A 21096-nucleotide genomic window follows, 5' to 3' on the forward strand; every position below is an offset into this window, starting at 1 on the left:
TGTTTAGTTCATTTTATTTTTTTCAATTTGTTGTAACATTTCAGCACAAATTTTATGACTGTTATAAATGTTTTCTTGACGCAGGTTGTTCACTGACCGAGTTTGTAAAGATTGGAGAAAAGCTTGTACCATCGGATAAAATCCTCTTTTAAAAAGCGTGTTTTCCCAGTCATCGAATGCTTCTGCTTGTTCCTGAGTCCCTTTTTGACTGGTAAATTGCGTTAAATTTCTTAAATAATAACTGCCATTTTCAGTTGTCAATTGGTAACTTTCCTGTTTAGATCCACTTTTTGCATCCATACTTAAAAGCGCAGTTGTTTGTTTGGTCTTTATTTTAAGCAAAGCCGTTTCTAATAAATTTTGCTTTGTTTCAGAAATGTCACTTAAAAAAGTTTGTATCGGTTCATCTAAAAGGTAGACCGCCGTATCAACTAAATGTAAAAATACATCGAATATTTCAAAAGTAGTTGCTTGCTTATTAGCGATTTGATTCTTTTGTAAAAATAATAAACGTTTATTGTCTTTTTCTTTTAATTTTTCTACCATCGGAGCAAAACGCCGATTGAATCCTACCATTAAAATAAGTTTTTTTTCTTTAGCCAAAGTAAATAGCTCTTCTACTTCTGCCATATTTTCACTTAAAGGTTTATCCACAAACACATCTAAGTAATTTTCTAAACATTTTTTTACTAGCTCATAATAGGTCTTCGTTGCTGAATGAATAAAGCAAGCCTGTATTCCTTCTTCTAATAATTCATCTAGATTATTTTTCATGTGCTGCAAATGGTAACTACTTTGTAGGTTTTCTTGTACCTGTTTATTTCTTGTTGCAAAGTAAAATTCGGCTTGTCCTTGCATCTGTACATAAATAGGTAAATAAGCTTTTTGCGCAATATTTCCTAATCCTAAAACGCCAACTTTCATCCTCTATGCTCCTTATATACCAATTTACTTCTATGGTACCGTATTTTTTAAGAAAATAAAAATTTAGTTATTGATAAAACTTTTAACCGCACCTATATAATACCTGCTAGAACATTTGAAGAAAAAAATATTTGGTGCTACAATACCTACGGAGATTATAAAGAGAAAGCTCTTAAAAAAGCTGATTCAGCTCTTTAATTAGGAGATGCCCATCAATGAATTTTGTTGCAATGGATTTTGAAACAGCAAATTATCAAAGACACAGCGCTTGTTCTTTGGCGTTAGTTATGGTAAAAAATAGTCAAATTGTAGACGAGTATTATACGTTAATTAAACCAGAAACAAAATTTTTCTGGAAAAACATCCAAATTCATGGCATTCGTCCGCAAGATGTGGCAGACGCCCCAAAGTTTCCAGAAATATGGCCGACCATTCAACCTTACTTTCAAGAAAATCGCTTGGTTGTAGCCCACAATGCCAGTTTCGATAATAGCGTATTAGCAGGGTGTTTAAACTATTATCATTTAGAACCCGCTCGTTTTTTGTCATTATGTACAGTTAAAACAAGTCGTAAACTTTATCCTGAAATTGACAACCATAAGTTGAATACGATGTGTGATTTTTTAAATATTCCTTTGGATCATCACCACGACGCTTTAGCTGATAGTCGTGCTTGTGCAAATATTTTACTTAAAGAAGAACAATATTTTGGCACTGAACCCTTTAAGCAATTAGTCACAGCCAAGTAAAGAGGAAGGCTCCTAAACGAAGAGACCTTCCTCTTTATTTTTATCATTTGCCAAGCCTTAGAAAACAGTGCTGCTAGATTTTTTAGCCTTATTTAAGTTTCCTGTCCTATTTACTCATCAATCATTTTACTCATCAATAATACGTCTAGAAAACGGCCGTCATCACCTCTAGCGCCTCGCTTCATCACTGCTTCTGTTTGAAAACCGTACTTTTTATATAGATGAATTGCCCGCTTATTTTGTTTTTGTACAGTTAATTCTAAACGTCTAATTTGATTCGTCTGTTGCGCCCAATCAATTAATTCTTCCAATAAAGTACTACCTAGTCCCATTCCCCAGTAATCTTTTAAAAGCGAAATGCCTACTTCGCCAATATGATCAATACGTTTTTCTTCACTTGTTCTTACTGAGGCCGTTCCTACGATTTCTGCTTCAACAACTGCAACTAAAAGCAACTGCGCTTGGCTATTATAAATGGTTTCTAGCTGGTTTTCCAATAAACCTACTGGCAAATTCATTCCAAATTCGTCCATCACTAGAAATTCCGTTTGCTTGCCGATTGTTTGCGAAACTTGTACTATTTGTTGAGCATCTTCTGGTAGAGCTTCTCGTATAGTCACATCTATATCTTCAGACATTTTGTTGCTCCCACCCTTTTTTTATACTGTCTTTAAAGGCTTCAGCTTGCCTACCAAACGCTCTTAAAGTTAGTTCGCGTTTATTTTGATTCACTGGATCTTTTTCAATAACCAATTCCAAGTAATCCAAAGGTAAAGCTTCTTGCAACTGCTTTCCCCATTCAATCACACACAGTCCTTCACCTTCAAAATATTCGTCTAAGCCCAAATCCCAGGCTCCCGTTTCAATCCGATATACATCCATATGGTAGAGTGGAAGACGTCCACTCATATATTCTTGTATAATAGTATAAGTTGGGCTTTTCACCATCTCTTGGATCCCTAGACCTTGGGCGATGCCCTTGGTTAAAGTAGTTTTCCCAGCTCCTAACTCACCTGTTAAAACTAAGTTATCCCCTGGTTTTGCCACTTTGCCGATCACTCTAGCGAAATTTTCTGTTGCTGATAAATCTTGTAAAGTGAACAATCGCCTCACTTCCTTTCAATCAAACGTCAGTATAGCTGCTTTAATAAAAAATAGCAAAATTTTTATTACCAACTTACAAAAAAGCTGAAAAAGCAAGCCAAGTTCAACCTACTTTTTCAGCAATATAAATATCGTTAATCCATTAAAGATTGTCCAGCAGTAATGATGGCTAGTTTGTAAACATCTTCTTCATTACATCCACGAGATAAATCAGAAACAGGTTTATTCAACCCTTGTAAAATAGGACCAATCGCTTCAAAATTTCCTAAACGTTGAGCAATTTTATAACCGATATTGCCCGATTGTAAATCTGGAAAGACAAAGACATTGGCTTTACCAGCTACTTCTGATTCAGGCGCTTTTAATTGTGCCACAGTTTGAATATAAGCTGAATCAAATTGCAGTTCACCATCAAGAGGTAAATCAGGCGCAAGCTCTTTGGCTATTTTAGTTGCTTCAATAGTAGCTTCTGATTGAGGGGCTTTAGCAGAACCTTTGGTTGAAAAGCTTAGCATAGCTACCTTAGGATCTATATCAAACATTTCTGCAGTTTTAGCCGACTCAATCGCAATTTCTGCTAATTCCTTAGGTTCGGGAGCGATATTTATGGCACAATCTGAAAATATATATTTTTCTTGTTCATTCCCACGCATCATCAAAAATGCGCCACTTGTTCGGCTGACACCAGGTTTTGTTTTTATAATTTGTAAAGCAGGACGGACAGTATCACCTGTGGCATGGATTGCCCCAGAAACTAAGCCATCTGTAATTCCCATGTAAGTTAACATCGTGCCAAAATAATTTTCATCCTTTAAAATTTCTTCGGCTTGTTCTCTTGTAGCTTTTCCTTTACGACGCTCTAGAAAAGCTTCAACAATTTGTTCCCAGCGCTTACAATTGTCAGGATCATAAATCGTCATATTGGAAATATTAATTCCCCGAGTTGAAGCAGCTTCTTCGATTTCTTTTTGTTTACCAATCAAGACAGGCTCAATTAATTCTTCCCCTCTCAAACGAGCGACCGCACTTAAAATACGAGTGTCTGATGCTTCCGGAAAAGCGATTTTGATTCCACGACGAACAATTTTAAATTTCAGACTATCAAATAATTCCATAAATATGTTACCTCCAGATTTTTTATACCTCTTTATCATACACTATAACAGGGAAAAAAAACAGGGATTTTTTCTGTATTAATTGAAAAAAACAACTTTTAAACATTTACCTAATTTGAAAAGCTAAACTGCTATATTACTGCCAGCAAACTGTTATACTTTTGCTGGCAATTGCCAATCAATTGGTGTTTTTCCTAAAGCCACAAGTGCATTGTTAGCCTTGGAAAAGGGTCTTGAGCCAAAAAAACCACGGTTGGCTGACAAAGGGCTTGGATGAACAGATTTGATAATTACGTGCTTACTTGTATCAATCATCGAAAATTTCTTTTGTGCAGGTTTTCCCCATAGGATAAACACTACCGGATCTTGTCGTTCATTTAATTTTTCAATTACTTTATCCGTTAACCGTTCCCATCCTTTTCCTTGATGGGAATAAGCCTGACCCTGACGTACAGTTAACACAGTGTTTAATAATAACACGCCTTGTTTGGCCCAAGGAACTAAATACCCATGATTTACAGGGGGTATGCCTAAATCATTTTGCAGTTCTTTATAGATATTTTGTAAAGAAGGGGGTACTTTAACTCCCGGCTGCACAGAAAAAGACAGGCCATGTGCTTGGTTAGGTCCATGATAAGGATCTTGTCCTAAGATAACGATCTTTACTTTTTCGTAGGGCGTAATTTGTAATGCCTCAAAAATATGGTACATATCTGGATGAATTTTTTGAGTCGCATATTCTTGCTTTAAAAATTCACGTAAGTCTTGATAGTATGGTTTTTGAAATTCATCGGCTAAAATATCCTGCCAACTATTATGAATGATCGTCTTCATGTAAATCAAACCCTCCTTATTTTTAAGCATATCTCAGAAAACGATGAACTACAAGACGCTCTACGAATTTTTACTAAAAAACTTTTTACTAATAAGAAATCCCTTTGAAAATATGGTAAACTAAGTTTGTATAAAAAGAAGAAAGGCAGCTTAAAAAAAAGACTGTTGTATGATTTTAAGCTGCTTGAAACGAAAGGAAACCACATATGATTAAGCTAATTGCTTCAGACATGGATGGAACGTTATTAGATGCTAATATGCAAATTCCTGAAAAAAATGTAGCAGCGATTAAATATGCCCAATCACAAGGGGTTGAATTCATGGTCGCAACTGGACGTAACCGTCTTGAGGCACTCCCTTCTTTAAAAGAAGCAGGAATTGAATGTGCGATGATTACTCTTAACGGCGCTCAGGTCTTTGATAAAAAAGGAAATTCCATGTTTATGGAGCCAATTGAATTGGAAACAGCAGAAAAAGTGTTAGATCTTTTAGAAAATGAAGATATTTACTATGAAATTTCTACCAACAAAGGGACTTTTTCGCAAAGCAAAGAACGACGAATTGAAAATTTCGCCACAATGGTAGCTGAAGCAATGCCCCATTTAACCCATAAAATGGCGATTGCTATGTCGACAGCACGACTTGAATTTTTGCCAATTCGCTTTGTTGACAGTATTCGCGAAGTAATGCAGCAAGAAGATATTGTCGTTTTAAAAATTATTTGTTTTCATAGAGATGGAGCTGCATTTTTAGGGCCGGCTGCTCGCAACATTGATGAAAGTTTTGAAAATTTATTTGTCACATCTTCAGGTCAAAACAACTTAGAAATTAATCATCGCTCAGCACAGAAAGGAATTGCGGTTGCTCATATTGCCAAAGAACGAGGAATTACTTTAGACGAAGTGATGACAATTGGTGATAATTTAAATGATGTCAGTATGATCCAAACCACTGGCGTTAGTTTTGCCATGGGAAATGGCTTACCTGAAGTGAAAGAATATGCAAAATATATTACAGATACCAACGTCGCTGCAGGTGTTGGACAAGCAATCTATCGCTCGATTGAAGAAAATTTGTAACCCTTCGTTTTGTACTTTAAGGAGGTGAGGATCGTGTCAGAGTTTTACATTCAAGACAAACAATTAAGTAACATTACACGCACAGTTGTAACAGATGCGCGCGGTCACTCTCAATTCTTGCTTGTCGGACGTTGGGGAACAAAAGGAGATGCCCTTTCTTTATATCGAATGAACGGAAGTCTAATTGCTAGTATCAAGCAAATCAGCTTAACTTTTGGCAACCGCTTTGAAATCTATGAGAACTATGTAAAAGTGGGTACTTTACAAAAAATTTTTAATTGGCCAGGTGACTTCTACTATATTAAACAATTAAATTGGAGTGTACACGGGGATATCTATCATCATTATTACAAAATCCATCACTTTAATAAAGAAATTATGCAAATGAAAAAAGCCGCTTTTTTAACAGGCGATTATTACATGTTAGAGATTCCCGATCCAGCAAACGCACCTGTTTGTATTTGTGTAGCCGCTATTATGGATTATTGGCTGTATAATCGCAATCGTAAAAAGAAAGCAACTATTTGCTTTGACCGTGCTTTATCAAACAGTTTTGATTAAAAATTAAAGCATAAGAAACGATCCGAACGAAAAGAGTCAGCTCTTGCGGTGATTCACTAGCGAACCTCCTTACTGAGCAAATCTCATGAATTATTCTTCGGATCGTCTTTCTTATACCGTAATTCCTTTTTGCATATGATGATATGGATGATTATTAATCATTTGCTCTCCGACAATTTCAAACCCTTTTTCTTCATATAAACGTTGAGCATTTTTGTTAGCATAGTCCACGCAAAGTCCTATAACTGTTGCACCTGCCTCTTTTGCCATTTGATCTGCAGATGCTAAAAGTTCTGAACCAATTCCCTGTCCACGATAAGTGTCATCCACACAAAGCAGATCTAAATACCACTCGCCGGCAAAGGATTCATGTTCGGTAAATAAAGTTTGATCTGTTAAGTGGTGCTTTTCAAGAACTTTGTTTAAACTCTCATCTACTTTCTCTTCTTCGCTGGCAAGATAACCAAAAGCAATGCCTACTACTTTCTCATCAATCTCGCAAACCATACCATGCTGTCGTCCATAGCGATAATAAGGGTCCTCCATAGCTTCTTCTAGTATTTGAAGCGTCTTTATATCGCCAATTTTTTTTACCAAAGGAAGTTCCATATCTTTCAAAACTACCAATATCAGCCTGGCAATTTCAGATCGATCCTTTTTTTCCGCAAAACGTATCATGAAACTACCTCTTTCTTATATATTTATTTTCCAACCTTCACTTATTTTTGCTATACTACCTTTAGGAGGGAATATGAAATGAATGTACGTTATATATCCATCTCCGGCAATACACGTTCTTTTATTCAACGTCTCCATCGTCTTGCCGAAGAAGAACATGAAAAAGATTCGAATAAACCTATTATACACACAAAAGAAATTGACGACAATACGCCAGAAGAGGAAGAAACAGAACCTTTCTTTGCTTTTGTTCCAACCTATCTAGAAGGCGGCAATGGAATCGATAATGGAGACCAAGAAATCTTAACAGAAAGTTTACGCGATTATATTGACTTCAAAGATAATCCCAAGCTTTGTTTAGGTGTAATTGGTAGTGGAAATAAAAATTTCAATGAGCAATATTGTTTAACTGCCAAACAATATGCACAACAGTTTGATATTCCTTTTTTAGCCGATTTTGAATTACGGGGTACAAACAATGAGATCTATAACATTTATCAGTTGCTTTGTGAAAAATGGCCAGCGGCTGCTAACTAATGAAAACTTTTTGACAAACGGGGTGAAGCTTTGTTTCATTTATTAAAAGCTTTTTTATCTGTATATGAAACACATAATTTTACGAAAACAGCAAACAGTCTTTATCTGACCCAGCCCACTGTTTCTGCTCAGATTCGCAAATTAGAGGACTATCTAAATGTGTCCTTATTTATTCGCAATGGAAAACAAGAAATCCTTCCTACAAAAGAAGCTGATTTTTTATATCCGCGGATTTTAAAAATTATTGAAGAGTGGAACGACGCCGTCACCCATGTAAATACGCAAAAAAATTACCGTGAAAAATGCGTTTTAGCCAGTTCACAAACTTGTGGGGCTTATCTTCTTCCAAAAATCGTTCCTATTCTGGTTAAACAATTTCCGATGGTTAATTTCAGCTTTCCAGTAATGTCAGGCAAAGAAATCGTACAAGAATTAGAGAAAGCTAAAGTGGATTTTGGTCTCATCGAAACGCCAGAACAGAGTGAATTAGTGGAGCGCTATATCGCCACTAAAGACGAATTAGTGTTAGCAGGCGATCCTGAATCTGACTACTGGCTGCTTCCTGAAACAGATTCTCCTTTAGGTTTTGTCAATGAAAATTATTTAAAATATAATAATCTTTCACCTAAGATTATCCGAACGTACAACCACGAAATGGTGCTGGCGCTATTAAAAAATCATGTAGGAAAAACTATTATTTCTAGGTTAGCTTTAGATCAAACATTTCCCTACCAACAATTAGATACAGACACTTTTAGCCAGCGAAATCTTTATTTTTTAACACGCAAAAAAGTTGTATCAGAAAAATTAGGAAAAATTTCTTCCTTTATCCAAGAACAATTATCGCATAAAGACAAACTTTTCTAAAAAACTGCCTATCGGAAAAATTTCCAATAGGCAGTTTTTTTATCCACAATTTTCATCTCAAATATCTCCACAACTCCTATAATAGTTTCACAAAAAATGTTTCTAAGATAGAATTAAAATGCGTGTTTTCTTGTTTTAAACTACCTAGAATTTATAAACAAATTTTATCCGTGAAACAACTTACTCAAAGAAATCGCTTTGCAAACTATACTGTTCACCTTGCAAAATATCATATTGGATCAAACGATAATCATTATAAATTTTCTGTTGGCTTTTATTTAACATTAAATCTTTGTGCCATTGATTATCGTTATCTACATACATCCTCGGTTCAAACGCGGGTACTATTTTTTCTAAGTCTAACAACAATTCGTAAAAAGGCGTGGTTTTTAGCCCTGCCCGCTGAAATAAGTCTGGCGCAAAATAAAACGGACTCGTTACCGGCTTCTTTTCAGCCTTTATCTTCCCTTTTGAATCGGCCATTAAAAATTCTGTTTGGTGCAAATCGGCTGCCGTATTTTTTTCTTGTAGCTGATCAGAGTAAATTCCCGGTAAATGATCTCCCCAAAAAACAACTAAAGTTCGTTCTGGCAAGTCAGCGAGTTCTTGCGTAAAATCTTGCAAAGCTTGGCTACTATAGTTGATATCCTGTAAATAATTTTCAACACTTGCTTTATTTTCGTCACCTGTCACTTGATAATTTATATCATTGTATTTTCCTTCATAAGGCATATGGGTCTGCATAGTAACTAGGTGGATAAACTGAGGATTTTGTTCCTCTTTCAGTAAATCAAGTACTTGCTGGTAAGCAGCCTTATCAGATATATAAGGATTATTTTCAATTGTCTGAGTATGATCGATGCTATCTTGATCAATAAATTGATCAAACCCTAAAGTAGAATAAACATCCTGACGCTTATACATCGAAGTATCATAAGGATGGATAGCCCTTGCATCATATCCTCGTTGTTTTGTTAATGAAACTAGAGAAGGCAACTGGTCTATTTTAGGCACCAGCATAGTATAAGGAGTGGTCATCTGCGGGTTTAATAATTCCATTGAAAAACCCGTTAAAGCTTCAAATTCAATATTTGCCGTACCGCCTCCATAGTTTTGCGAAAGCATTTTACCGCTATATGTTTGATTGGCCACTTCATTATATTCTTTTAACGGATTGCCGGTCACCGACAGCCCTTGTAAATGGTCTGGATTTGAAAAACTTTCGCTCATAACATAGACAATATTAGGCTGCTCTTGGCTTTTAGCAGCTTGTGTTTTTTTCTGATACTTCTTAGTAATTTCTTCAATGGCTTTTTTAGAATAGCCAGAAGGTTCGTCCATAGCATCAACACGTAAATTGTATAAAAAGCCTCCGACAAAGCCTGTATTATAATAATTCATTTGCTGTGAATAAGGAATCCATAGCGCCGTTTTATTATACGCTCTTCTCAACAAATTTGTTTCATCGTTAAAATGGCTAATATACAGCAAGCCTAAGGTACTAATGCAAAGCATGACAATTCGTAGAATTTGTTTATTTTTCGATAAAAAGAAACTTCGATAGAATTGATAGACAAACAAACCCGTAACGCCAATGATTAATGCAAAAAGCAGTAGAAAAGGACCTGTACCTAATACTTCTTTAAAAAAACCGAATTGCGTGGCCATTTTCAAATCGTCAGGATAAATCGGTTCTTGTCGAAATGACATCTTCATATATGTAGCAAAACCAATTACTGCAATAAAAAGACTATAAATACTAGTTCCCACTAGCAAAGAACCAGCTAGGCTGACTAAAAATAAGAACAGTACGAGTAAAACAACACTGGCTAAAAAGAACTTTTCCGTATGCCAAAAAAATGCAAATTTAACGGCTAAATCAACGGACAAATCGTTTTGACACCATTGTAAAAAAAGGTTACTAAAAAGAATGCCACAGACCACCAATAATCCTATGGTTACATATCGTAGTTTTTTAAACATTTTTCAAACACCTTACTCAATTAAAAAAGAGGAACACAGATGTTTCCCCTTTCCTATTGTTCACTCATTTTCTTCTAACATTTTCAAACGACCAAACGTATAATAATTTACTTCCAATAATCATCAAATAAAGTGATCGGCTGATGACGCTTATGTTGTGTTTTCTTCCATAAATTTTCAATAATTGTCTGAGCCTTGCTAGAAATAGATTTTCCTTCAAGATAATCATCAATCTCTTGATAGGTGATCCCTAAAGCAGCCTCATCGCTTATAAGTGGCTTATCTTCTTCTAAGTCTGCGGTAGGTACCTTAACATAGAGCTCTTCTGGTGCTCCTAAAGCTTGTAATAATAATTTCCCTTGACGCTTATTTAAACGAAAGATCGGTAAAATATCCGCAGCCCCATCACCGTATTTTGTAAAAAAGCCTGTGATATTTTCAGCTGCATGGTCTGTTCCAATAACTGCGCCAGAGAATTCGCCAGCAATGGCATACTGTGCAACCATACGTTGACGTGCTTTAATATTTCCCTTATTAAAATCCGAAATAGACATACCTACGGCTCTTAATGCAGCAACTTGCGCGTCTACTGCCGGTTTAATGTCTACTTCAATTTGAGTATCTGGTTGGATAAATTCGATCGCACGTTTGGCATCTTCTTCATCTGCCTGTGTCCCATAAGGTAGCCGAACAGCAATAAAATGATAATCTGAATTTTTAGTTTCCTGACGCATTTCTTCCATAGCCATCTGTGTAAGTCGTCCAGCTAAAGAAGAATCTTGTCCTCCGCTAATACCTAATACAAATGTCTTTAAAAAAGTATTTTTATACAAATATTCCTTCAAAAAATCAATACTTTTTCGTATTTCTTCTTCAGGGTCAATAACGGGCTGTACTCCTGTTTCAGCAATAATTTTTGTTTGTAAACTCAAAGTAATTCCTCCTACCTCTATAGTAGTTAACTGCTTAACTCTTCTACTTCTTGTCTTACCTTATTCAAAAGTCTCATCTTATGATCATAACAGTCTGTTGATAAATCAACAGGATAAGGCTGTGGATTTAATTCACGTTTATATTCTTCCCATAAAGAAGCTAAACATTCTTTAGAGTATGTTTTAATATCTTCTAGACTAGGCATATCATATACTAGCTTACCGCTTACGAAAATGTCATGCAAAAGAATACGAGCGGTAAAATCAGTTACTGTTTTATTGATATAAGTATGCACCGGATGAAACATATAGATACTGTCTTGTTCGTTAGGTTTTTCATCCCATAAAGTGACGTAATCTCCTTGTGATTTTTCATCAGAGTTACGTGTGATACGCCATACCTGTTTTTTGCCAGGTGTCGTTACTTTCTCAGCATTACTAGAAAGTTTGATCGTATCAACCATTTCGCCTTTTTCATTTTCAATCGAAACTAGCTTATATACCGCACCTAAAGCAGGCTGATCGTAAGCTGTAATCAAGTTAGTGCCTACACCCCAAACATCGATTTTAGCTTTTTGCATTTTCAAATTTAGAATCGTATTTTCATCAAGGTCGTTAGACGCATAAATTTTAGCATTAGGAAAACCTGCTTCATCTAGTTGAGCTCTCACTTTTTTAGAAATATATGCCATATCTCCACTGTCAATACGCACACCTAAAAAGTTAATTTTATCTCCTAATTCTTTGGCTACTCGAATGGCGTTAGGTACACCTAGTTTTAAGGTATCATAAGTGTCAACTAAAAAAACACAGTCCTTATGTGTTTTGGCATAAGCCATAAAACCATCATAATCGTTACCGTAAGACTGAATAAGCGAATGTGCATGTGTGCCAGCATCTGGAATGCCAAATATTTTGCCTGCTCGTACATTACTAGTAGCGTCCGCTCCGCCTACATAAGCCGCTCGAGCACCCCATACAGCTGCGTCCAACTCTTGTGCGCGTCGGGAGCCAAATTCTAGTAACGGATCTTCACCAATTACCGTTTTGATACGTGCGGCTTTAGTTGCAATTAGAGTTTGAAAGTTGACCATATTTAAAATCGCCGTTTCCACTAATTGTGCCTGAGCTAAAGGGCCTTCTACCTGAATGATTGGTTCATTAGCAAAAACTAAATCCCCCTCTTTAGCAGAACGTACGGTACAAGTAAAAGTAAAATCTCTTAAATAATTCAAAAATTCCTCTGGATAGTTTTCCACTGAACGTAAGTATTCGATATCTGTTTCGGTGAATTCCAAATGTTTTAAATAATCAACTAAACGCTCTAAGCCGGCAAATACCGCGTAACCATTTTTAAACGGCATTTCACGAAAAAAACATTCGAAAACAGCATGCAAGTCTGCACGACCAAGTTCCCAGTAAGTTTTCATCATATTAATTTGGTAAAGATCTGTATGCAGTGCTAAACTATCGTCTTTATACGTTTTATTCATCACATTCAAGCCCCCTCAAATTTTCTCCCTTCCATTATAACAAAGATAATAAAGTCCATGTAACAATATCACTTAAAAAAGAAAAAATATTGCACTTTCCATGAAAATAACCACTTAAAATACAGCTCAATAATTGAAATTAACATACCGAAGCTTTTCTAAATCATAAATTTCAAAGATTTCATTAAAAAACCAACGTTCTAATGTACCTTTTGACCGATTTCCCTCTCATAAAACATTCATTTTTGTAGTTGAGACACCATCTCAAACCACAAAAAAAGCCTTGGACATTGATCTTCTGTCCAAGGCTTTTTTGAATAATATTACATCATACCGCCCATCATTGATGGATCCATTCCTTGAGCGCCGGCGCCAGCACCACTATTTGATTCTGGTTCTGGATGATCAGCAACGACTGCTTCTGTAGATAACAGTAAAGCGGAAATTGAAGCTGCATTTTGTAAAGCAGAACGAACAACTTTTGTTGGGTCAACAATTCCTGCATCAACCATATTTACCCATTCGCCAGTTGCTGCGTTGAACCCAGTGCCTAATTCTTCACCTTTTAATTTTTCGATAATAACTGAAGGTTCAAAACCAGCATTTTTAGCAATTTGGCGGACTGGTTCTTCTAATGCACGAACAACAATATTAATTCCTGTTTTTGCGTCATCAGGAGCATCTAATTCCGCTACTTTGTTTATTACATTTACAAGTGCCGTTCCACCACCAGGTACCATTCCTTCTTCAACGGCTGCGCGAGTGGCATTCAAGGCATCTTCAATACGTAGTTTTAATTCTTTTTGTTCCGTTTCAGTTGGTGCCCCTACTTTAATGACTGCAACACCGCCAGCTAATTTAGCAAGACGTTCTTGCAATTTTTCGCGATCAAAATCAGAAGTTGTTTCATTTACTTGATTTTTAAGTAATTGAACACGTTCTTCGATAGCTGTTGAGTCACCCGCACCTTCTACAATGGTTGTATTATCTTTATCAACGGTAACTTTATTTGCTTTACCAAGAGAATCCATTGTAGCATCCTTTAGATCAAGTCCTAAATCTTCAGTAAGAACAGTAGCGCCTGTTAAAACTGCGATATCTTCTAACATCGCTTTACGACGATCACCAAAGCCAGGAGCTTTTACAGCCACTACATTAAAGGTTCCACGGATTTTATTCAAAACAAGTGTTGGTAGTGCTTCTCCGTCAATATCGTCTGCAATAATCAATAATGGTTTTGATTGTTGTACCACTTGTTCTAACAATGGAAGGATATCTTGAATGTTAGAAATTTTCTTATCGGTAATCAAGATATATGGATTATCTAAATCTGCTTCCATTTTTTCGTTATCAGTAACCATGTATTGTGATAAGTAACCACGGTCAAATTGCATTCCTTCAACAACATCTAATTCTGTATCAATTCCTTGAGAATCTTCAATGGTAATAACACCGTCGTTACCAACTTTATCCATTGCATCTGCAATGTAGTCACCAACTTTTTTGCTTCCAGAAGAAACTTCACCAACTTGTACAATCGCTTCTTTTGATGCAACTGGAGTAGAGATATTTTTTAATTCTTCTACAGCTTTTTGAGTTGCTTGTTCAATACCACGACGAATGCCTAAAGGATTAGCACCGGAAGTAACGTTTTTTAAGCCTTCACTTACAATGGATTGCGCTAAAACTGTGGCAGTTGTGGTACCGTCACCAGCAATATCATTCGTTTTAGAAGCCACTTCTGAAACTAATTGAGCGCCCATATTTTCAAAATGGTCGTCTAATTCGATTTCTTTTGCAATGGTTACACCATCATTCGTAATTAAAGGAGAACCATAAGATTTTTCTAATACCACATTACGTCCTTTAGGGCCTAATGTTACTTTGACTGTATCTGCTAATTTGCTTACACCATTAAGCATTGAACGACGTGCGTCTTCTGAAAATTTAATATCTTTTGCCATAATTTTTCACCTCAAAAATAAAGTTTTTTTATTCTACAATTGCTACAATGTCTTTTGCTGAAAAGATCATGTACTCTTTACCTTCGTATTTCACTTCAGAGCCGGCGTATTTTTCAAATAAAACCGTATCTCCGACATTTACGGGAACTTTTACTACCTCGCCGTTATCCAGGGTACGTCCGTCACCAACAGCTACAACCTTACCTGTTTGTGGTTTTTTTTGAGCAGTGGACGCTAAAACAATCCCTCCGACTGTTTTTTCTTCTTCTTGCGAAACTTCGATCATTACGCGATCACCTAATGGTTTTAACACGAGAAATCCCTCCAAATAAAATTTTTCATTTAACTTTCTGTCGTTAGCACTCTGGAATATAGAGTGCTAACTCACAATTTCAATATTATCATTTTTATCTAATATTGCAAGTAGTTAGACTAAATTTTTTTATAAAAGTCAAAAAAAGTCAGTCTTATTTACTAGTTAAAATTTCAAGTGCAAGTTGGCAATTGTCAACTTGCACTTGTTTTTGTATAATAAATGAATTAATAAAAATTGTGCAGAAAAAAGGAGTTTCTAATGTCTCTTAGAAAATATAGCTTGGTTACCATTTTAATTTATATCGTTGCTTTTTTTGCTCCAGTCTTTGCGCCCACTCGTCAAGCAAGTACCACTACAACGACCGTTACTTATCTTTTAGGCGCATGCTTGATGATTCTTTTATATCTGAGGCAAACCAATAAACTCACTTTTGAAAGAAAAGAGAGTGCTTTTTTTCTAACTTTATTTTGGGGAATTATAGGAATTTTCCTAGCCATCTTTTTGCAAACAATTATGATGCAGATTGAACAATTCTTAGGGCAACCGATTGAATCGCAAAATACGCAAAACATTATTCATCTTGTTTTACGTCATCCTTTATTTGCACTGGCAGCCATGATTGGCGGACCCATTATGGAAGAATTTGTTTTTCGCCGGGCTTTCATCGGCTTCTTTGACTCTTATTCTTACACTTGGTTTGGTATTATCTTTAGTTCTTTGGTATTTGCCCTTGTTCATCAAGACGGACATCTTCTTTTATATTTTATGCTTGGATTTTTCTTTTGCCTACTTTATAAAAAGACTGGCAAAATATGGACATCAATGATCAGCCATGTCGGTATGAACAGTCTAGTGATTATTGTTAATTTAATTTTAGCTGCAAGTAATTAAAAACATTGAATTCTCGTTTTCTTACATCTTCCTCGCACTGTTCGTTTCTTCGCTTGCGCTTTGTTCTCAGCAAGTGCTAAGCGGCATAGCCCGCTAAGCTCTTGAAGGACCTGCTCTTAGCTCCCTCTGACCGCTAAATCGTAATGATTTGTACGCAAAAAAAGTATCCGATTTGATTTCGGATACTTTTTTATTTATAAGGCAAATAGACTCGTTGCTTGTTCTGGATCTGTATCACAAATCTGAAAAGCTTCGCCTGGGCCCAGGTCATACTCTTTTAAGGTATTTTCCATTGTTAAATGAGCTAACTCTTTTAAATTATTTTCTTTACTTAAATGTCCCAAATAAATACGTTTTGTTTGGTCAGTTAAGACATCACTCATCATAAGTGCACCATCTTCATTAGACAAATGTCCACGATCACCTAAAATCCGTTGTTTTAAGCTCCAAGGGTACTTACCTGAGCGCAACATCTCTAAGTCATGGTTATTTTCAATCAAATAAGCATCTGCTCCCCGCACAATCCCTCGCAAATGATCGCTGCAATAGCCAGTATCTGTTAACACAACAAAAGACTTGCCATCTTTGTGAAAGCGATAGAATTGTGGAGCCGCTGCATCATGAGAGACACCAAAACTTTCAATATCTAAATCACCAAAAGTTAACACTTTTCCCATCTCAAAAGTATGTTTATGATCAAGTGCAATATTCCCAATTAAAGGAGACATTGCTTGCCATGTTTTATTATTAGCATAGATATCCAAATTATATTTGCGAGACAATACACCAACGCCATGGACATGATCACGATGCTCATGCGTGACAAAAATCGCATCTAAATCGTCTGGTTTTCGATCCACTTCATTAAGTAACGAAGTAATTTTTTTCCCACTTAGTCCAGCATCTACCAAAATTTTCTTTTTAGGTGTTTCGATATATAACGAGTTTCCGGTACTTCCACTGGCTAAGACACTAATTTGAAATGCATTTTCTTTCTCCACTGCGTGTGACTTCCTCTCTAACATAAAAGCTGATTCTATTATACATGCCTTTTTAGGAATTTTCTACCGTTTGAACTGTGCTATTTGTAATCACTCGATTAGTTAAGGCATTGACTCTTTCAATCTGCGTTTGACCATCTTCATCTTCTATAGCCACAAACCATGCAGGCACATACACATTTTGTCCTCTTACTTTCAATGTTAAAGTATAGGCTAAATGACGCCATTTAATTTTAGAATCATTAGGAATTTTATTATTCACGTATAAAGTGTTAATAATTTCCTCTTCTGAATATAATGAAAAAGCTTCGCGCAAAGGAATTAAATCAGACATATGCGTTTGTGTATAATTATTAAAAACCCACTTATCGTCTTCATCAGATAGTTCAATTTCTATACGACTAGAACTATCATCAATTGGAATCCCCTCATAACTTTGCGCTGCAACCAATGTGGGATATTCGCCATGGAGCGTTGAAATATTTTCAAGGTACTCGTATTCTTTACCAAATAATACTTGGTCTTCTTGTTGCAGAAAATGTTTTAACACTTTAGCTGTCTTAGAAGTATCGGTAATGGCATTTTCTCCTTCAACGTTATGAGTAAGTGTCTGACCGTCTGTTGACGTTTGTTCACTCAAAAGGTTAGGATTATCAAGACGATCGCGCTCTGTTTCAAGCGCATCATTCATATCCGTAGGTTTTCCGCTAAGATAATAGCCTTGTGGATGTTTTTTGGAAAATTTTCCACTATAGGAAATATTTTCTGAGGACAAACGATCTTCAATTGGCACTTTTTGATCCGTGCGATACACTACATCATCTTGACCATCTGCTTCTTTATAAATGCTAAACAAAAACACATTTAAACATAGAAAGGCAAAGAAAAAAATCCAACCGATTTTTTTAAAATCCATTTATTTATTCCTCGCTTTCTTGCAACTGCTGCATTAAATCTTCTGAATTGTACCATTTATCGTCATATTGTACATACCATCCTGGTTCTAAATCAACAACGCCCGTATCTTCAATATTTTTCCAATTGTAACCAACGACTAAGCTGTGCATTTTTTCAGGATCTGCTCCTGCATAATACAAGTTTTCTAAAACGACTTTTCCCGAAGGAACTTCTACTTCGCTGTCAGATGGGATTGGCACTTGAATTGTATTTAAATTGGCCCGAACTTCCACACTGCGCTGACCTTCTTGTCCAGAATTAGAAAATGCAACAGAAAATTTACCTTCGTCGTCATCACTAAAGACTGGGAATCCTTCTACAAAGATATGATAGTCCAATCTATTTTTTATGTTGTCTAAAAAGCGAACTGAACCGTAACTTGTCCCCAGTTCACGTACATATTGATAGCTATCTTTATATTGGTCGAAGTCTTCTCCAGAAGCAACCCCTTGGAAATCAACGCGCTGATCATCAGGCTCGATGACCATCGATTCTGAGCCATCATAAATATTTAAATCTTCCGTATCCTCATTACTCCGCAAATTTTTAGGATCTGTAAAAAATGCATCACGGAAAATGGTATAAGGACGTGAAGAAGCAATATAACTAAATTTTTTCAACTTAACTGGTTCTTCATTAAAATACTCAAAAAAATCTAGAGCTTCATCTTTAACGACATCGTACCAGTCAATTGATTCTTTTTGTAGAGTATCATTGATGTTACTTAGGGAACTTGTGAGCTTGGCTTCTGCTGAAAGCTGCTCTTCTTTATTGATAAAACAGATTTTTTTCTCTGAAAAATCAATTTGAACGATTTGAAACTTAAACGAGCCCTCTTCGCCGTCTTCTTCAAAAGGCAAATCTATATCAAAAAAGTCAATATAATTTTTTAAAGGAAACAAAGAAGCATAGTCCATCTCAATCCCATCTGTTAACGCTGTATGTTGAGCTAATTGTGCAGATGAATCATAGGATTGAATCGTTAAAGAATTAAAAGAAGCTTGCGAGATATCTTTTTGCAGATCTTCTAACAAAGGCTCAGTATTACTGGCCTTAGCGCCACTATCTGTTACATGTACTACCTTGGTTGGCAGAAAAATCTCATCAGCGTCTACATAGTCTCCTTGCTCTTGTGTTGCTTCAGTATCTTCTGTTTCTTCCACTAAGGTTTGATCTTCGCTTGCCGGGCTCGCCCATATTAGATAAGAAAGGTAGAAACTTAAGGCAATCATCAAAACCAAGCCAACCCAAAGAAAGTATTTTGAAAATTTCATTCCCACCAATCCTCCTCATAAGGTTCGTAAGGCAAACTAACGAAAAAGGTTGAGCCAACATGTTCGCGGCTTTCAACCCAGATATTACCACCGTGTGCTTTTAGTACTTCTTTAGAGATGGCAAGCCCTAAGCCTGTACCTCCTTGCTTACGTGCTCGCGCCTTATCTACTCGATAAAAACGATCAAAAATCTTGTTAAGATCGTTAGGTGGTATGCCTAAGCCTTGATCGGTAATGCTTAATATTATATTATTATGAGTTTCCATTAAACGAACTTTGATGACACCGCCATCTGGAGAATATTTAACTGCATTATTCATCAAATTATCGATCACTTGAATCATTCGGTCTGTATCTACTTCAACCCATAATTCTCGCTTAGTAAACTCTCGTTGGATGCGGTATTTTTTTTCGTGTTCATCCACCATCATATCAAAACGATCCAACACAAAATTAACCATTTCCTTAAAATTAATATATTCTAATTGCAGTTGATAATTTCCGCTATCCATCCGAGACAGGTTTAATAGGTCGTTAATCATGCGAATCATTCGGTCTGTTTCATTTAATGTCACCTCTAAGAACTTCGGCGCAATTTCTTTATCTTGCCAAGCACCTTCAGCTAAAGCTTCAATATAGCTACGAGTACTTGTTAAAGGTGTACGTAACTCATGAGAAACATTAGAAACAAATTCACGACGCTCTTGTTCTGTTTTTTCTTGCTCGGTGACATCATGTAACACCGCAACTAGACCAGAAATAAAACCAGACTCCCGTCGAATCATGGAAAAATCAATTCGTAAAAGAACATTATCCAGATTTTTATCCGCAGAAGGCCGTTCAATCAAGATTTCATCTGGATTTTCCAAAAGCTTGCGTAAGGTATACTCTTCTTCTATATCAAACAATGCCAATATCGAACGACCTACCGCATTTTCTTTTTCAACATTAAGTAAAGATAAAGCCATTTCGTTAATGATGATTACTTTACCACGACGATCTGTTGCTACAACGCCATCTGTCATATGAGAGAGCACACTATTTAACCGGTTACGTTCTGACTCCATTGCCTCTTGTGTCTCTGCAATTCGTTCTCCTAATTGGTTAAATGTATTCGCCAGCTCCCCTAGTTCATCTTTTCCTTTCACTTGAACCTTCCGGCTATAGTCTCCTTTAGCAATCCGTAAAGCTTGTTCCCGCATTTCTCCAATCGGCTGCGTGATCGAACGTGCGACTAAAACTGCCACAATCATCGAAATAAAGACCGCAATAATAGAAGCAGTAATAAAAATTAAAGCAATTTTATTAATCTCACGATACTGTTCTTCTAAGTCACTTTTGACATATAAAGCGCCTACGACAGTATCTCCAGCTGATTGAATCGGCTGGACATTAATTTGGACACGATCAGAAGTCGCTTCATCAATGGCTACTAAGCTTTTTGTGGAAAAGTCATCAATATAAGGATCATCATTTTTTTTACCGACCATATTACGCTCTGAAACACTGGTTGTAGCCCGAATATTATTTTTTTCGTCTACTACTTTCATCTCTAAAACATCAGGTGAATCATTATTATCAAGTACACGTTGAATTTCATTTGCTTGCTGACTGTTGACCTCGTCATCTTGGTTTCCTAAGTGGTTCCCCAGCGTGCTCGTCAAAGTTTCAGCCTGTGTATCCATGCTCGTTTTAAAATTTTCGATTGTTGAACGTTCCAACCCGCGAATAAAATACGCCCCGATAATCTCGATTGAAATAAGTAAAATCAAGATAAACGTCAGGGCGAACTTAAAGTTCACTGATCGAAAAAAGCGAACCTTCTTTTTCATATATC

21 protein-coding genes are annotated in these 21096 nt (G+C 36.3%); 6 read left to right on the forward strand and 15 right to left on the reverse strand.

What is annotated here, in order from left to right; genetic code table 11:
- Positions 1 to 3: 3 nt before the first annotated feature.
- On the reverse strand, positions 4 to 924 hold the full coding sequence (locus TS1_RS02805) for a Gfo/Idh/MocA family protein (protein WP_068707614.1): 921 nt from the start codon (positions 922 to 924) through the stop codon (positions 4 to 6).
- 215 nt (positions 925 to 1139) lie between these two features.
- On the opposite strand from TS1_RS02805, the gene TS1_RS02810 reads away from it, so the two are divergent.
- The gene (locus tag TS1_RS02810) at positions 1140 to 1673 is read left to right on the forward strand and encodes an exonuclease domain-containing protein (protein WP_068707616.1); all 534 of its coding nucleotides are present in this window, start codon (positions 1140 to 1142) and stop codon (positions 1671 to 1673) included.
- Positions 1674 to 1783: 110 nt separating this feature from the next.
- Here the strand turns inward: TS1_RS02810 and TS1_RS02815 are convergent, their stop codons facing one another.
- The 4 genes from TS1_RS02815 to TS1_RS02830 form a co-directional block, all read right to left on the reverse strand.
- Positions 1784 to 2311: a GNAT family N-acetyltransferase gene (locus tag TS1_RS02815; RefSeq protein ID WP_068707618.1), complete on the reverse strand. Its 528-nt coding sequence runs from the start codon at positions 2309 to 2311 to the stop codon at positions 1784 to 1786.
- A complete protein-coding gene (tsaE, locus tag TS1_RS02820; RefSeq protein WP_068707620.1) occupies positions 2304 to 2777 on the reverse strand; it encodes a tRNA (adenosine(37)-N6)-threonylcarbamoyltransferase complex ATPase subunit type 1 TsaE in 474 nt (157 codons plus the stop codon). Before tsaE ends, TS1_RS02815 begins: the two co-directional genes overlap by 8 nt.
- A 134-nt stretch (positions 2778 to 2911) precedes the next feature.
- Complete coding sequence (gene pta, locus TS1_RS02825; protein WP_068707622.1) at positions 2912 to 3892, reverse strand: phosphate acetyltransferase; 981 nt, start codon at positions 3890 to 3892, stop codon at positions 2912 to 2914.
- Positions 3893 to 4045: 153 nt separating this feature from the next.
- Positions 4046 to 4726 (reverse strand): uracil-DNA glycosylase, encoded by a 681-nt coding sequence (locus TS1_RS02830; RefSeq protein WP_068707624.1) that lies wholly within the window; start codon positions 4724 to 4726, stop codon positions 4046 to 4048.
- Positions 4727 to 4932: 206 nt separating this feature from the next.
- Between TS1_RS02830 and TS1_RS02835 the strand changes: the two genes are divergently transcribed.
- Positions 4933 to 5805, forward strand: coding sequence for a Cof-type HAD-IIB family hydrolase (locus tag TS1_RS02835; RefSeq protein ID WP_068707626.1), 873 nt, complete (start codon positions 4933 to 4935; stop codon positions 5803 to 5805).
- 33 nt (positions 5806 to 5838) lie between these two features.
- Positions 5839 to 6366: an LURP-one-related/scramblase family protein gene (locus TS1_RS02840; protein WP_068707628.1), complete on the forward strand. Its 528-nt coding sequence runs from the start codon at positions 5839 to 5841 to the stop codon at positions 6364 to 6366.
- A 111-nt stretch (positions 6367 to 6477) separates the two neighbouring features.
- Here TS1_RS02840 and TS1_RS02845 read toward each other — a convergent pair whose 3' ends face one another.
- A complete protein-coding gene (locus tag TS1_RS02845) occupies positions 6478 to 7044 on the reverse strand; it encodes a GNAT family N-acetyltransferase (RefSeq protein ID WP_068707630.1) in 567 nt (188 codons plus the stop codon).
- A 78-nt stretch (positions 7045 to 7122) separates the two neighbouring features.
- On the opposite strand from TS1_RS02845, the gene nrdI reads away from it, so the two are divergent.
- Complete coding sequence (gene nrdI, locus TS1_RS02850; RefSeq protein ID WP_068707632.1) at positions 7123 to 7581, forward strand: class Ib ribonucleoside-diphosphate reductase assembly flavoprotein NrdI; 459 nt, start codon at positions 7123 to 7125, stop codon at positions 7579 to 7581.
- 30 nt (positions 7582 to 7611) lie between these two features.
- Positions 7612 to 8448: a LysR family transcriptional regulator gene (locus TS1_RS02855; protein ID WP_068707634.1), complete on the forward strand. Its 837-nt coding sequence runs from the start codon at positions 7612 to 7614 to the stop codon at positions 8446 to 8448.
- 180 nt (positions 8449 to 8628) lie between these two features.
- Here TS1_RS02855 and TS1_RS02860 read toward each other — a convergent pair whose 3' ends face one another.
- The 5 genes from TS1_RS02860 to groES all read right to left on the reverse strand — a co-directional run bounded on the left by TS1_RS02860 (position 8629) and on the right by groES (position 15133).
- Positions 8629 to 10431, reverse strand: coding sequence for an LTA synthase family protein (locus TS1_RS02860; protein ID WP_068707636.1), 1803 nt, complete (start codon positions 10429 to 10431; stop codon positions 8629 to 8631).
- Between the two features lie 107 nt (positions 10432 to 10538).
- Complete coding sequence (gene nadE, locus TS1_RS02865; RefSeq protein WP_068707639.1) at positions 10539 to 11363, reverse strand: ammonia-dependent NAD(+) synthetase; 825 nt, start codon at positions 11361 to 11363, stop codon at positions 10539 to 10541.
- Positions 11364 to 11389: 26 nt separating this feature from the next.
- Positions 11390 to 12856, reverse strand: a complete 1467-nt coding sequence (locus TS1_RS02870) for a nicotinate phosphoribosyltransferase (protein ID WP_068707641.1) — start codon at positions 12854 to 12856, stop codon at positions 11390 to 11392.
- Between the two features lie 323 nt (positions 12857 to 13179).
- Complete coding sequence (groL, locus tag TS1_RS02875; RefSeq protein WP_068707643.1) at positions 13180 to 14820, reverse strand: chaperonin GroEL; 1641 nt, start codon at positions 14818 to 14820, stop codon at positions 13180 to 13182.
- Between the two features lie 28 nt (positions 14821 to 14848).
- Entirely contained in the window at positions 14849 to 15133 is a 285-nt protein-coding gene (gene groES, locus TS1_RS02880; RefSeq protein WP_068707645.1) for a co-chaperone GroES, read from the reverse strand.
- A gap of 261 nt (positions 15134 to 15394) precedes the next feature.
- Here groES and TS1_RS02885 point away from each other — a divergent pair, with 261 nt between their 5' ends.
- Complete coding sequence (locus TS1_RS02885; protein WP_068707647.1) at positions 15395 to 16027, forward strand: CPBP family intramembrane glutamic endopeptidase; 633 nt, start codon at positions 15395 to 15397, stop codon at positions 16025 to 16027.
- A gap of 194 nt (positions 16028 to 16221) precedes the next feature.
- Here the strand turns inward: TS1_RS02885 and TS1_RS02890 are convergent, their stop codons facing one another.
- The 4 genes from TS1_RS02890 to walK are packed head-to-tail and all read right to left on the reverse strand — an operon-like array spanning position 16222 to position 21091.
- The gene (locus tag TS1_RS02890) at positions 16222 to 17028 is read right to left on the reverse strand and encodes an MBL fold metallo-hydrolase (protein WP_068707649.1); all 807 of its coding nucleotides are present in this window, start codon (positions 17026 to 17028) and stop codon (positions 16222 to 16224) included.
- Between the two features lie 52 nt (positions 17029 to 17080).
- The gene (locus TS1_RS02895) at positions 17081 to 17944 is read right to left on the reverse strand and encodes a two-component system regulatory protein YycI (protein ID WP_068707651.1); all 864 of its coding nucleotides are present in this window, start codon (positions 17942 to 17944) and stop codon (positions 17081 to 17083) included.
- Between the two features lie 4 nt (positions 17945 to 17948).
- Positions 17949 to 19259: a YycH family regulatory protein gene (locus TS1_RS02900; protein ID WP_068707653.1), complete on the reverse strand. Its 1311-nt coding sequence runs from the start codon at positions 19257 to 19259 to the stop codon at positions 17949 to 17951.
- Positions 19256 to 21091, reverse strand: a complete 1836-nt coding sequence (gene walK / locus TS1_RS02905) for a cell wall metabolism sensor histidine kinase WalK (RefSeq protein WP_068707655.1) — start codon at positions 21089 to 21091, stop codon at positions 19256 to 19258. The genes TS1_RS02900 and walK overlap by 4 nt, the downstream gene beginning before the upstream one ends.
- Positions 21092 to 21096: the final 5 nt, after the last annotated feature.

It is taken from the genome of Tetragenococcus solitarius NBRC 100494 (assembly GCF_001544195.1).
GTDB lineage: Bacteria > Bacillota > Bacilli > Lactobacillales > Enterococcaceae > Tetragenococcus > Tetragenococcus solitarius.